Raw genomic sequence first — 12934 nt, forward strand, 5'->3', positions numbered from 1 at the left:
TCGTGGTAGATCAGGTGGTTAGCGCTTCTGATCCTCGGGGACCTCGACCCCTACCCGCCAACCAGCACCCGGCGAACCTCACCCCCACCGGATGTCCGAAGAGCCCCCATAATCGACAGGCTTCGCGGCATGGTCCGCGGGCAGGACGCGCCGTGTGCCGTGGCGGATCCTTACCCGACGGACCGTGAGAGTTCCGTCGTCACCGTGCCGGAGGACGTGCCACCGGTCGCCGTTCTTCGCCCAGAACCCGCCCTGGTGGTCTGGCGGCGGTCGTGAGCCGCCCCGGGTTTTTGGGGCTCGGTGAGTCGGATCCGACCTCGGTGAGGGCCGGGTTCTCACGGTAGTGCTTCGCAGGCTGGGATGCCCAGTAACAGGGATGCCCAGCAAGTGGCCTCGAACTCCGCTGGCGGGACGAGCCCGATCTCGCCGTGAAGCCGCCGGTGGTTGTACCAGTCGGCGTGTTCGGCGACGGCGATCTCGACGTCGCCGACGTTCTGCCAGCCGCCTGTGAGGCGCATGACCGGGTTGCGGATGCACTCGGTCTTGAACAGCGAGTTCAGCGACTCGGCCATCGCATGATGGTAAGAGTCGCCCGTGCTGCCGAGGGATGCGACGGTTGTGGCCTTGGCGAGCCGCTCGGTGCAGCGGATCGCTCGATACTGGCCTGTTCTGCCGCTGTGGTGGATCAGGCCGGTGACGTCGTGGCGGGCGCGCTGCCGGGCCCACAGCCCATGCCGGTGGCATCGAGCGCCAGATCAGTGTGCAGCGACGTGGACACCTGCCAGCAGACGATCATCCGGCTGAAGACGTCCAGCACGAACGCCACGGAGGTCCAGCCCGCGTGCGTGCGTCCGCANGCAGACCCCGAGGGCGGCCTTGTGAGCGCCCCTGATGTCCTCGGACAGCACGGCGACGGGGGTCGCGCGCGCCGAGGGCGCTCTGATCCTGGCGGCGCAGCAGGTGCTCGGGGCGATCTGCACGCCGGAGCGTCCTTCAGCACGGCACAGATCGGCTCGATCCCGAACCGGTCACGGTACTGGTCGATGTAATCGACCAGTACAGCGGTGGGCACCTCGACTTGATCTTGCGGCCGAGCTCCGCGACCGCGCAAAAGCCGCGCTCGTCTGCAGGATCTCGTAGGCCCGGCGCAGCTCACGAACCTCACGCTCGAGCTCTGCCGGCCGAGTCGCGTCGTCGGTCGCAGTGCCTGGTCACACGCCTCCGTCGATCTCGGCCTGGCGAACCCGATTCCGCAGCGCTTCGGGGTGAACCACCGACTGGATTTCGCTCATGCCTGCTGTGGTCCTTCAAGGGTGATGGTGCGGTCGGGGTGCCAGATGGTGGGGTCGCGGTGTGTGACGAAGATGAGAGTCCCGTCGTGGTTGGCAAGGGCGTCGGCGATCCGTTGTTCTGTGGTCTCGTCGAGGGCGGAGGTGGCTTCGTCGAGCACGAGCACCGGCGCGTTCTTGAGGAGAGCGCGTGCGATCGCGACTCGTTGACGCTCTCCTCCAGAGAGCGCCTGCCCGTGAATACCGAGGTGCTGGTGGATACCCAGCGGGTCACGAGTGATCACCTCGTGGAGTTGGGCGCGCTCGGCTGCGTGAAGGATCTCGTTGTCGGAGGCTTCGGGGCGGCCGAGTCTGATGTTCTCGGCAAGCGTGCCAGTCAGCACGATGGGGTCCTGGGGCACGTAGGCGACATTTGCGGTGATCTGTGTCTCCTCAAGCGCGGAGAGTGAGACGCCGCCGAGAGTGACAGTTCCATCGGCGGGGTCGTCGAAGCGCTGCAGAAGTCCGAGAAGGGTGCTCTTGCCGGCACCGCTGGGGCCTGCGACGTGGACGCGTGCGCCTGCGGGAATGTTCGCGGTGATCGCGCGGAGCGCGGGTGGATGCGAGACGTCGCGGAGCTCGATCTCCGAACCTGCCGGAGAAACGGGGTCAGCGGGCGCGGGTAGGCGCGGCGCCGTCGCGACCGTATGGTGGGCCGAGCTGTGTGAACGTACCTCATTGAGGCTGACGCCTGCGAGGGCGAGTTCGTCGATCGGGGCGGATGCCCGGACGGTGAGCACCAGCAACGCGAGGGTTGCGGCAGGTGTCGCGAACTCTCCAGAAGCAGCGAGCATGATCAGCATCCCGGCAACGGGTATGACCGACGCGAGCGAGGACACAAGGGTCGCGGGTGCCGCGGCTCGGTTGGTGCGCGCCATCGCCTGTTCCTGTCGCATCCAAGCCTCATCCGCGCGAACGAGACCTCGGGCACCCGCGGCGGTGCGGATCAGCTCGAGGTGGTCGACGAACTCCATCGTCGCGCGCATCGCCTCCTGCTCGATGCGATGACGCTCGGCGTCGGCGCGTTTCAGGTGGCGTTGGGCGAGCATCTGCGCAGCGAGGCTGGCCAGCAGCAGGAAGGCGAGCGCGCCTGCCTCGCGAGCACCCGCCACGAACCCGACCGCAGCGACCATGAGAAGAGGGACAAGCGGTGCGCAGATCAACGTCTGCAGCTGATGGGCGGGCACACCCATTAACGCCGGGATACTGCGTCCGGCAACGGTCGTCACGAGCGCACGGTTCTCTGCCGTGAACCATGACAGCTTCGCGGCGGAAAGGGAACGGCCGAGCTGGGCGTAGAGATCGCCGGCCAATCGCGCGCCGCTCAGGTAGCCGGCGCGGGAGACCAGCACGGTGGCGACCAGCGACACCGCCGCCACCGCAATCACGGGCAGGACGCCGACGCCGTCGCGGATCGCGACGGCAAGGATGGTGTAGGCGGTGGCTTCGGCAAGGGCTGCGAGCACCCAGCCGGCGCCGATCCATGCGATCCGCTGTCTCACCGGAGCCGGGGAGCCCGCCCGCACCTGGTCAGGGGCCGGAGTGCTGCGATTCATTTGTCGTCTCCTTCCTCGGGGTGGCTGGCGGGGCAAGCTTGTGGACGTGGTCGGCTCGGAGTGCGAGGCGCGGATCGTGAGTGACCGCCACGACGGTCTTCTCGTCAGTCCGGGCGAGCTTCTCGAGCTCGCCCCAGAAACGGGTGGCTGTCGCGTCGTCGAGGGCGCTCGTGGGCTCGTCGAGCAGGATCGCGCTCGCCTGAGCGAGGAACGCTCGGGCGAGCGAGACGCGCTGGCGCTCGCCACCGGACAGCAGCGCGGCGTCCGTGTCGAGCGGGAGGTCGAGCTGCGCGCGAGCGAGGGCTGCCGTCAGCGCCTGGTCGTCGGCATCGGGGGCAGTCAGGCGAAGGTTCTCGCGGATGCTCGCGGGGAGCACGTCGCCGCCCTGCGGGATCAGCAGCACCGCCTCCGGTCGTGCCGCTTCGGAAAACGCCGATATGTCGGTGCCACCGACCCTGACGATGCCGCTCACGGGCGGCTGCAGGCCCGCGAGCACGCGGAGGAGGGTGCTTTTTCCTGCACCACTCGGGCCCGTGACCGCCGTCACCGCGGATGCTGGCGCGGTCAGGGAGAGCCTTTCGAGGATCCTCCGGCCACCCGCCGAGACCACGATCCCCTCCGCCAGGATCCCCGCCGGCCCGTCATCCGCGTTCGCGTTGCCGTGCGGCAGAACAGGCTCGGCGAGAAGCTCTCCGATGCGCGTGGACGCGACTCGCCCCGCGGCGACGTAGTCGAGTCCATGTCCGAGCCTGAGCGCGGGCGTGACAAGCGCCAGCCCCATCAGCAGGATCGCTGCGAGCACGGCAGGCTCCCGAGTGGAGCCGACCGCGTAGGCGATGGCGTAGCTGGAGGCCGCCTGAAGCAGTCCGATGGCCACCGCGGCCGGGGTGGCGACACGTCGCACCCAGGCGAGCATGCCGGTGGTGAAGCGCCGGGTGGCGTCCATGTAGTCCGCGAGGGCACCGTCCGCTGCGCCGTAGCTGCGGAAGGCATGGATGCCGCGGGCGTAGTCGTTGACAGCAGTCGTGATCTCGCCCATCACCCGGCCCCGCTCGGCACCGTGCCTTGCCGAGAGTCGGGGGATCACTGTGAGATAGGCCGCCCCGGCGAGCGCACCCGGGATGAGGGCGAGCAGGGATGCAGGCCCGGCGAGCGTCAGCATCAGCAGGACGGCGCACACCGGGATCGCGACGAGAGTGGCTGCCTCCGCAGGAAGGTGGGCGATCATGTGATGCAGCGCGGCGACGTCCTCAGAAACGAGCCGACGCAGCCGATCCGTTGGGTAGGCGGTCAAGCGGTCAGCCGACAGCCGGAGCAGACTGCCGGCCACCTCGCGCCGCACACGCGCCTCGAACCGTCCCTCGACATCGTGCGCAAGCCACGAAGCGCCCGCCGCCAGAAGCGCCGCGCACAGCCAGGCACCGCAGGCCCAGCCCACCCGCGCGGGGGCCGGGGCGTCGATCAGGCGAATGGTCTGCCACGTCGCAACCAGGCCGAAGAGTCCCGAGACGGTCGTGCCGGCCGCTGCAACGGCCAAGGGCGAGAGGAAGGGGCGGAGCAGCCGCAGAACGGCCGGGTCGAGGAGAGAAGTCTTCGTTGCCATACCCAGAACTATACACGTACAGTTAGACTCACCTAAGACCGAAGGGACGTGGTCGTGAGCAAACTGGATCCCAAGCAGATCGTGGACGAGGCCCTCGCCGTCGTGCGCTCCGATGGCGAAGCCGCGCTCTCGATGCGGCTCCTCGCCGCGAAACTCGGCGTAACCCCGATGGCGCTGTATCACCACTTCGCAGATCGCGACGCCCTGCTGCTCGCGCTGGTGGAGCGGGTATCCGAGACGATCGCCTTCCCTGCGCCCTCGCACGATCCTGTACGGGACTCCGTCGAGCTCGCCCTGTGTCTGCACGGCTTCCTTGTCGAGCACCCCTGGATGATCCGCTTGATCTCCACCGGCAGGCTCGCGAGCCCGGCCGGCCTCCGGTTCCCGGAAGGATTTCTCTCCTGCGCGCGCCGTACCGGGCTCGACGACGAGGCAGCGTTCGTGTTCTACCGCACCATGTTCGCAACCATCCTCGGACAGGCCACCATCACCTGCGCCTGGCGGGACCGTCCGAGCGTGCTCTCCGAACATGCCGGTGTCCGCCCGTTGCTCCCCGTAGTCACGGAACTGGCGCCACGTTGGCAGGAACTCGACACGGCGCAGACCCCGGTGCGGGTGTTCGAAGCTGTCGCAGGCCTCCTGCTCGCGGCCTGAGACCCTACCCCCACCAGTGAAACGAGAACAGCGCCTACACCGGTGTTCTCCTCACTCTGCTTATCCTCCCGACCAGCGGGTTTCTCACGCTCGCGGTGGCCTCCATCGTCGGTGGCCTCATGACGGCTCTCCTCGTGCTCACCCTCGCCAGCGGCCCGGGAAACGGCGGCCGCGGCCTCATACTCACCGGGATCGCCATCAGCGGCCTCCTCACCGCGGTCAACACCTGGCTGCTCTACCGCACCGACACCGCCACCGCGACACCCGGCTCCATCTGGGCAGCAGGCACCCTGAACCCCGCCATCATCCGCCAGGCCGCTATCGCACGCAACGGTGTCATCAACTGGTTACCGCAATTATCAGACACCCCCAGAGTCACATACGATGAGATGACCGAGAACTACCCCACCTGATGGGGGCAGGTGTGTTTCTGGGGTGGGGTGCATCAAGGATTTCGGACAATCTCTTGAGGCGAGAGGATCGAGATCACGGCAGCGAGTTCGAAGCGGAAGTTCAGTCCGCAGTTCAAGGCCGAGTCGGTGCAGTTGGGGCTGATGCCATCAGCGATGAAAGCAGCCAGAGTCTCCTGAAGAAAGCGGACAGAGTCTCCTCCTGCTCACTCACCGGCTGAGGATAGTCCTCCAGCCTGTCCATCTGCAGCCCCTGCCTGCTCCGTGGCTGCTGTCGGCCCGGCCTCAGCACCTGGCAGAGTGACGGTCACGATCAGCCCGCCGCCGGGACGGGCGGCGAGGTCGAGTCTGCCCCGTGAGCGATCGACGATCGCTGCGACGATCGCCAACCCCAACCCTCGGCTGTTTCCAGCCGCTCTCCCCTGACCAGTGCGAAACGGCTCGGTCAGCCCGTCGACCACCTCGGGATCGAGCGGCTGGCCGGTGCTCTCAATCCGCAGTTGGGCATCTGCTGCCCCTTCAGCAGCCGACACCATGGCAGTGCACACCCTGATGAGCCCACCGTCACAGTTGTGCCGGACCGCATTCTCAACCAGGTTCTGCACCATCTGGACGAGCAGCCGCCCCTCACTCTGTGCAACGGCAGGAGCCAGGCGGCGTTCGACGCTGAGCCCCCGTGCAGCGGCAGCGGGGACATACTGGTCGACGACTTCGCTGACGATCTCATCGAGCTCGACCGCAGTCGTCTGTTGCTCCCCGGCTTCGACTTCGGCGAGATCCAGCAGCGACTCGACGGTCCGTATGCTGCGCGCATTCAGGTGCGCCAGACGTTCGAGCACCTCCCGGTTGACTGGATCCGGCTTAGCCAGCGCAACGTCAATGATCGTCTTCGTCGCTGCCAGCGGAGTGCGCAGCTCATGCGAGGCGTTGGCCGCGAATCTGCGCTGTGAGGCGTTGTAGCGTTCGATGCTGTCGAGCATCGTATCGAAGGTCTGCGCCAGGTCCACGATCTCATCGCGCGGCCCGCTCAAACCGATCCGGTGGTCCAAGCGCCCGCTGGCTGCAATCCGGGCGGCCTCGTTGATGCGTGCGAGCGGGCGCAGCATCTGCCCGGCCAGCCACCATGCGGCCAGAGAGCTCAGCGCAGAGAGTGCTATAAGCACCACCGCAGAGACGGTGATGAGCAGTGTGATGAGATCTTCCCGGCTCTGCACCTCGACCGCGAAGCTACCGCCTTCCGGATGGTCGGGAACAATGATGACCGACTCCCCGTCGTCGGCGGCAACCGGACCGAATGAGTATTCGGGGCCGAACCCTAGATAGGCCACGAGCACCGTCAGCAGCACGACACCGCAGATGATGACGAGCACCGCATAGGAGAACGCCAGCCTGGTACGGGCACTGAACCGGTGGCGGCGAGACAACCGGCCGCTGTGTTTGGTGGTCATCGTGGATCTGCCGTCGCGTCTGGAGCATCTGGGTCGACCGTATAGCCGACGCCCGGCACGGTTCGGATCATCCAGGGCTCTCCGAGTTTGCGGCGCAGGGCGCTGATTGTGACCTTCACCGACTGCGTGAAGGGATTGGCGTTCTCATCCCAGGCCTCGGTCAGCAGCTGTTCAGCGCTCACTACCCGGCCGGGCTCGCGCATGAGCGTTTCCAAGACCGCGAACTGCTTGGGGGTCAGCCGGATCTGCCGACCGTTGCGGGTCACCTCGTGCCGGAACGGGTCGAGCATCACTCCACCTGCGTAGTATCGGGCGGGACGCGGTGTGAAGCGCCGTCGGCCCAACGCCCGTACCCGCGCCACCAACTCTTCGAATTCGAAGGGCTTGGCCAGATAGTCATCTGCGCCCAAGGACAGCCCGTCGACTTTCTCCTGCACCTGGCCAGCAGCCGTGACCATGAGGATTGCCGGTCGATCAGCTGCCTGGTCGAGCCTGCGGCACACTTCGTCGCCATGGACGCCGGGGATATCGCGGTCGAGCAGCATCACATCGTACTCGTAAGTCTCGACTGCAGCCAGCGCCTCATCTCCATCCGAGACGACATCAGCGGAGATCTTCGACAGTGCGAGGCCTTCGCGGATGGCCTCGGCCATATACTGCTGGTCTTCAACGATCAGTACCCGCATGGTCGGCTCCAAGTGGTGAGTGGGCTGGAAAGGATCATGTGCTCAGTGCTGCTGTCGGCGAGGTGTTGGCAGCCCTCATCGCCGGCAGCACACCAGCGACAGCACCAACGATGATGGTGATGGTGATGCCGAGCAGCGGGACAATGAGCGGAATCGTCGGTGTCCAGCCGTTGATAAGCGATACGGTGACGGTGCAAGCAGCACCGAGCACGATTCCAGCTAAGCCACCATAGGTCGCCAACAGCACCGATTCAATCATGAACTGCTTGCGGATGTGCGCCCGGGTGGCCCCCAGGGCCCTGCGCAGGCCGATCTCCCGCCGCCGCTCCATCACGGTGATGATCATGATGTTCGCCACCCCGATTCCGCCGACGAGCAGCGCAATTGACCCGACTCCGACGAGCAGGCCGGTGAAAGCAGTGTCGATGGCGTTCTGCGCTGCGAGAGTGTCAGACGGCCGGCTGACACTGACTTCATTGGGTCGCTGTGCGTTCAGCGTCGAGGGAATGAGGTCGCGCACCTGAGAGACGGAGTCCTCAGCTGAGCGTTCGAATAGGGTCGTCGGCGAGCCTGAGAACTCTAGCTGCTTCTGCGCTTGGGCTCCGCCGACGAGCACAGATGTGTTGAGCTCTGGGGCCAAGGCCGAAGGCTTGAGGATCCCAAGCACCGCGTAGTCGGTTCCGTTGATGGTGACGTGCGATCCGGGTGTGGCGATCCCGAGGCGTTTGGCGGCGGTGGCACCGAGCACAGTGGTCGGGTATTGGCCAGTGGCGCGGTTGAACCAGGCTCCGTTCTGCAGCTGGGTCGAGGTGACGCTCAGCAACTGTTCATCTGCTGCGGCGACCGTCAGTCCGTTCGTTTGGCCGGGATCGATGTGGGTGTTGCGGTATGCCTGTGCTCCTTCCAGTTCAGCGATCCAACTGACCTGTTCGACGCCGTCGATGCGGCGCAGGCGCTCTGCGGAGTCGGCAGGCAGCGAGGTCTTATCACCGCTGAAGGACTCTCCCGGGGAAACAGTCAGCATATTGGTGCCAAGCGCTGCCAGCTGCTCCTGCACTTTGGCCTGACTCGACAGCGATATCCCGATGACCGAGATCATCGCGGCGATGCCGATGGCGATTCCTAAAGCGGAGAGAGTTGCCCGGGCCGGATGCGCGCGGACGCCGTGCCAGCCCAGGCGCAACAGATCGATGCCACGCAGCCGGGAGGTATGTGTGGTGGTGGATTCGCTCACTTCGTGTCGCTTTCGTGCAGTACGGGGCCGGTATCGGATTCGACAGCACCGTCGCGGATCGCGATCTGGCGCGGGAACCGTGCAGCGACTTCCCTGTCATGGGTGATCACCAGCACGGTGGTGCCGGCCTCATTGAGATTTTCGAGGATGTTCATGACCTGGGCGCCCGAACGTGTGTCGAGGGCGCCGGTCGGTTCGTCTGCCAGCAGCAGCGGCGGGTGGCCGACAACCGCGCGTGCGATCGCCACCCGCTGCCGCTGTCCGCCTGAGAGCTGCTTCGGGGTGTGCCCGGCCCGCTCGGCCAAACCGACACGCGCCAGGGCCTCATGAGCGCGCTCTCGCCTTTCATGCAGCGGCAACCCACGGTACAGCAGGCCGGATGCGACGTTGTCGACTGCGGTCTGCGACTCATCCAGGTGGTACTGCTGGAAGACGAAGCCGATGAGGTGTGCCCGCAGTGCCGACAGCTGGGCATCACTGGCATCTGAGGCGCGGTGGCCTGCGAGCAGCACCTCACCGCTTGTGGCCCGGTCGAGCGTGCCGATGAGGTTGAGCAGCGTGGTCTTGCCCGAACCGCTCGGCCCAATGATGGCGACGCGCTCGCCAGCGTGGACGTCGAAGCTCACCGAATCAAGCGCCGTCGTCGGAGGTGACCCGTAGCGGCGTGAGATGCTCTGCAGAGACAGCAGCGGATCCTGGGGCATCATTCCCCCACCGCCACCTGGTCGCCTGCCGCCAGCTCGCCACCGGTGACCTCCACCATGTCATCGGCGAACTTCCCGAGCTCCACCGGCACCCGCTTGACAGCATCGCCCTTGACCACATCGACGGCGAAACCGCCGCCGGGCTGGGCGAGCAGGGCGCGGACCGGAACCGCAAGTACGTTCTCAGCAACTGTCCGTGAAGCCAGCACGCTGACGGGAACGTTCGCATAGGAGCCGGCATCGGACGGATTCTTAAGCGCCACCTGCACCGGAACCTTGACACTTTTCTTCCCCGAGTCGTCTTCCTTCTCAACCGCAGGTTCGACCTTCTCGACGACACCCTCAGCCTTTTCGCCGTTGGGCAGACCGACTGTGACCTCTTGCCCTTCCTGCAGCAGATCCTGTTGTTTGGACTGCACCTCGGCGGTGGCAAACAACGTCGTGTCTGTCACTTCGAGGACACTGTCGCCAGCCTGCCCGCCGGCTTCCACCAGTTGCTTGTTGACCCGCACATCCCGTGGCAGGAACACCACCCGCCCACGCTCGATCTTCTGGTTGCGCGGCAGGCCGACGGCCTTCTGCCACCGGCCGACCGCAGCTGCAGTTGAACGGTCGAAGCGCTGGTTCGGCTTGCCTTTGAAGTAGCCGAGCTCGGCGAGGTTCTCCTCCAGCTGTTTGACATCACGGCCCTTCGACATACCCATCTCGAAGTCCCGCCACGCCGGCAGCTCTCCGCGCATCGCCAGGACGGGCCGGTCATCGATGCGCATCAGCTCATCGCCTGGCCGCAGAGTGCTGCCGGCGGCTGCGACGGATGTCAACGTGCCCGACAGCCCGGTGCCGACCGAGCGGGTAGGACCGTAGCCGAGCGTGCCTTTGACCTCGACCCGCTCAGTGAGATCCGTTGTCTCAGCGGTTACGGTCTCGACGGCAGCCGGCGAAGCCGCCGGCGCCTCGTCCTGCACCCTGTCAGACAATGCGAATCCACCTGCACCAGCTGCCAGCAGACCAGCTGCGACCAGCGAGACGATAACAGCACGACGCTTGCGCGCGGTCACTGCTCCACTCCGGCGCCGACCTCAAGGCCGGCCTCAGCTGAGCACCGCTCGACATCCTCCGGGTCAGCGTCGGGCACACCGCTGATGACCGGCCCGTCCCCCGAACCGAAGTCCGGATCCGGAACATCGTAGCCGGCTTCGCGCATGCACTTGGAGAACCTCAGCAGCTGGGCCTCCAGCTCCTCGTCACCGACAGCGCCCGCATCCTGCGGTGGCGGGCCGAGCTTCTCTTCACAGGTTTGCAGAGCCCTGTCGAAGTCGCCGCTGTCTTCACTGCCTCCGAAGGAGCCATCAGCGTTGACGGGGATACCGCCGCCGTCGGCAAGCTCGATGCCCTCATCGCTCATGCAGCGGGTGAAATCATGCTGCCACTGCTCAACGCTCGATGCACTGTCAGCGCCGCCCCCAGTGTCCTCTTCCATCTCCTTGTTGGCGCCTCCGCATGCGCTGAGTACAAGCACAGCAGCGCACAGCGCCGTCGAAATCTGGACCATACGGGGCTTCACGATCTGACGCATCTCATTACCTCCATCAATTGCGTCTGCTGTCGACAGCTTTCCTGCCGACGACCCGAATAGCGGGACATGACCCAGTCTTGAACACTCGTGGTTGCCAGAAGGTAAAAAGTGGGACTGCTGAGGATTGACTTCATGACTGGATACATTCCAGGAGGGATAGAAGTCATGGCCAGCTGTACTTCCCCCGTGAGGCTGTGAACGCAGTCGTCTGGTGAGAGTCCCCTCGCCTATGGTCACGATCCACGCGTCGTTGACACCGCTGTCCTCACCGAGTCAGGTGACGCCGGCTCGGAACCGAAGAGCCTGGGTTCGGCCCTATCACCCTCACACCACCGTCAGCGCATCTGGCAGGATCGGCAGGAGCAGGATCTGGATTCCACCGGTGAGCGGGAAGAAGCCGGTGGCCATGAAGCCGAGGACCGTTGCGGCATCGGCCAGCCGATAGCCGCGCTTGACGTCGCGCAGCGCCCCGAACACCACGACCGCAGAGACGATGAGTCCTACCAGCTGTCCAATGACGGCTGCTCAGAGGACGAACCAGTTGAAGCCGTGTCCGCGCCCGAACACTTCTTCGAGGGTGTGCGTCATCGCAACCCTGAGGCCGAGGTAGATGACAGTGACGATTCCGCCGGCTGAGCCCAGCACCGACCACACGAGCACCACGATGCCGAAGGCGAATCACACCGGGGGATTCGCATGCGTCAGTGGCTGGTTCACAGGCGGTGGTGCCCGTTGCATGGGAACTGATTCTGGGACGGATGGCTCAGCTGTTCTCTCGTTCCAAGGAGGTTGGACGCTCCGGGCGCTCTTCGCGGGTCGCCGAACGGTTGGGAAACAGCAGCCCGGAGATGAGTCCGGCGACCGCAGCTCCTGCCAACGGAGCGAGGAAGAACACCCACACCGGTGCAAGCGCGTCACCGGCGGCGAAGATCGCCGAGCCGCCGACGAAGACGAGGACGAAGGTGCCGAGGAATTCTGCGGGCGATCTTCGAGGTCAGAGAACGAGAGTTCATTGCAGAGCTCTTCGATCGGCAGTTCTGGGAGCTTGGATCAGCTGCCGGAGTCCAGGACGTTGCCACAGCACGCGGCGCAGAGGCACCGGACTCCAGCAGCTCAGCCGGCGATGATCTCTTCGTAGGCCGCCTGATCAGTGGCACCTTCAGTCGAGAAGACGAGAACGACATCGTCGCTGGAGAGACCGAGTGCGTCACGATGGGCGAGCAGTCCGGCCAGCCCGGCGGCACCGCTCTCACCGGAGACGACCTCGTCGCGGGCGAGCAGCCGCATCGCCTCACGGGCGCCGTCGTCGGTGACGGTGGCGAAGGCATCGCAGCCGTGCCGCATGTCCGGCCAGGCGATCGGGGAGGGCGTGCCGCAGTTGAGGCCTGCCATGATCGAGGTCTGCGGGCCGGGGATCTCAGCCATCTCACCGCACTCGATGCTCGCGGTCACGCAGTCGGCCAGGGTCGGTTCGACGCCGATGAGCCCCGGGCCCTGCCGGCGGGCGAAGCCGCGGACCGCGGCAGCGTCGAAGGCGCCGACGCCGATCTGTGCAGCGACGACCGTCGGGGCTTTAGCCTCGTCGGCGGCGATCGCCTCATGGACCTCGGCCATCATCGTCGAATAGCCGTCGATTGTCGCGCGTCAGACTTAGTGGCAGGGCCGTTATGTAGGTCCTAAAGGAGAGTCAGACATGGGTAGACCACCCTCGATTCCGGCGGAGAAGAAGACCCGG

Annotated in this window: 14 protein-coding genes and 1 pseudogene; 2 read left to right on the forward strand and 13 right to left on the reverse strand. The window is 65.9% G+C overall.

Annotated elements, in window-relative coordinates; genetic code table 11:
• Positions 1 to 335 precede the first annotated feature (335 nt).
• The 4 genes from ACFFN1_RS09340 to ACFFN1_RS09355 all read right to left on the reverse strand — a co-directional run bounded on the left by ACFFN1_RS09340 (position 336) and on the right by ACFFN1_RS09355 (position 4487).
• Positions 336 to 728 carry an integrase core domain-containing protein gene (locus ACFFN1_RS09340; protein ID WP_376840456.1) on the reverse strand — a complete coding sequence of 131 codons (393 nt, stop codon included), beginning with the start codon at positions 726 to 728 and terminating at the stop codon, positions 336 to 338.
• A complete protein-coding gene (locus ACFFN1_RS09345; protein ID WP_376840442.1) occupies positions 686 to 826 on the reverse strand; it encodes a hypothetical protein in 141 nt (46 codons plus the stop codon). Before ACFFN1_RS09345 ends, ACFFN1_RS09340 begins: the two co-directional genes overlap by 43 nt.
• 462 nt (positions 827 to 1288) lie before the next feature.
• Positions 1289 to 2830, reverse strand: a complete 1542-nt coding sequence (locus ACFFN1_RS09350) for an ATP-binding cassette domain-containing protein (RefSeq protein WP_376840443.1) — start codon at positions 2828 to 2830, stop codon at positions 1289 to 1291.
• Positions 2831 to 2858: 28 nt separating this feature from the next.
• The gene (locus ACFFN1_RS09355) at positions 2859 to 4487 is read right to left on the reverse strand and encodes an ATP-binding cassette domain-containing protein (RefSeq protein ID WP_376840445.1); all 1629 of its coding nucleotides are present in this window, start codon (positions 4485 to 4487) and stop codon (positions 2859 to 2861) included.
• Positions 4488 to 4541: 54 nt separating this feature from the next.
• On the opposite strand from ACFFN1_RS09355, the gene ACFFN1_RS09360 reads away from it, so the two are divergent.
• Positions 4542 to 5141, forward strand: coding sequence for a TetR/AcrR family transcriptional regulator (locus ACFFN1_RS09360; RefSeq protein WP_376840446.1), 600 nt, complete (start codon positions 4542 to 4544; stop codon positions 5139 to 5141).
• Between the two features lie 44 nt (positions 5142 to 5185).
• Positions 5186 to 5554 (forward strand): annotated as a pseudogene (locus tag ACFFN1_RS09365) (iron chelate uptake ABC transporter family permease subunit); the annotation flags it as partial.
• A gap of 203 nt (positions 5555 to 5757) precedes the next feature.
• Here the strand turns inward: ACFFN1_RS09365 and ACFFN1_RS09370 are convergent.
• The 9 genes from ACFFN1_RS09370 to ACFFN1_RS09410 all read right to left on the reverse strand — a co-directional run bounded on the left by ACFFN1_RS09370 (position 5758) and on the right by ACFFN1_RS09410 (position 12834).
• Complete coding sequence (locus ACFFN1_RS09370) at positions 5758 to 6999, reverse strand: sensor histidine kinase (protein WP_376840447.1); 1242 nt, start codon at positions 6997 to 6999, stop codon at positions 5758 to 5760.
• Entirely contained in the window at positions 6996 to 7685 is a 690-nt protein-coding gene (locus ACFFN1_RS09375) for a response regulator transcription factor (protein ID WP_376840448.1), read from the reverse strand. Before ACFFN1_RS09375 ends, ACFFN1_RS09370 begins: the two co-directional genes overlap by 4 nt.
• Before the next feature lie 34 nt (positions 7686 to 7719).
• Positions 7720 to 8919 (reverse strand): ABC transporter permease, encoded by a 1200-nt coding sequence (locus tag ACFFN1_RS09380; RefSeq protein ID WP_376840449.1) that lies wholly within the window; start codon positions 8917 to 8919, stop codon positions 7720 to 7722.
• Positions 8916 to 9626 carry an ABC transporter ATP-binding protein gene (locus ACFFN1_RS09385; protein WP_259832899.1) on the reverse strand — a complete coding sequence of 237 codons (711 nt, stop codon included), beginning with the start codon at positions 9624 to 9626 and terminating at the stop codon, positions 8916 to 8918. Before ACFFN1_RS09385 ends, ACFFN1_RS09380 begins: the two co-directional genes overlap by 4 nt.
• Positions 9623 to 10681, reverse strand: a complete 1059-nt coding sequence (locus tag ACFFN1_RS09390; protein ID WP_376840451.1) for an efflux RND transporter periplasmic adaptor subunit — start codon at positions 10679 to 10681, stop codon at positions 9623 to 9625. Before ACFFN1_RS09390 ends, ACFFN1_RS09385 begins: the two co-directional genes overlap by 4 nt.
• Entirely contained in the window at positions 10678 to 11199 is a 522-nt protein-coding gene (locus tag ACFFN1_RS09395) for a hypothetical protein (RefSeq protein WP_376840452.1), read from the reverse strand. Before ACFFN1_RS09395 ends, ACFFN1_RS09390 begins: the two co-directional genes overlap by 4 nt.
• A 324-nt stretch (positions 11200 to 11523) precedes the next feature.
• Positions 11524 to 11679, reverse strand: a complete 156-nt coding sequence (locus tag ACFFN1_RS09400) for a hypothetical protein (RefSeq protein ID WP_376840453.1) — start codon at positions 11677 to 11679, stop codon at positions 11524 to 11526.
• Between the two features lie 45 nt (positions 11680 to 11724).
• On the reverse strand, positions 11725 to 11862 hold the full coding sequence (locus ACFFN1_RS09405; protein ID WP_376840454.1) for a hypothetical protein: 138 nt from the start codon (positions 11860 to 11862) through the stop codon (positions 11725 to 11727).
• Between the two features lie 450 nt (positions 11863 to 12312).
• Complete coding sequence (locus tag ACFFN1_RS09410; RefSeq protein ID WP_376840458.1) at positions 12313 to 12834, reverse strand: pyridoxal-phosphate dependent enzyme; 522 nt, start codon at positions 12832 to 12834, stop codon at positions 12313 to 12315.
• Positions 12835 to 12934 lie beyond the last annotated feature (100 nt).

It is taken from the genome of Brevibacterium otitidis (assembly GCF_042429315.1).
GTDB lineage: Bacteria > Actinomycetota > Actinomycetes > Actinomycetales > Brevibacteriaceae > Brevibacterium > Brevibacterium otitidis.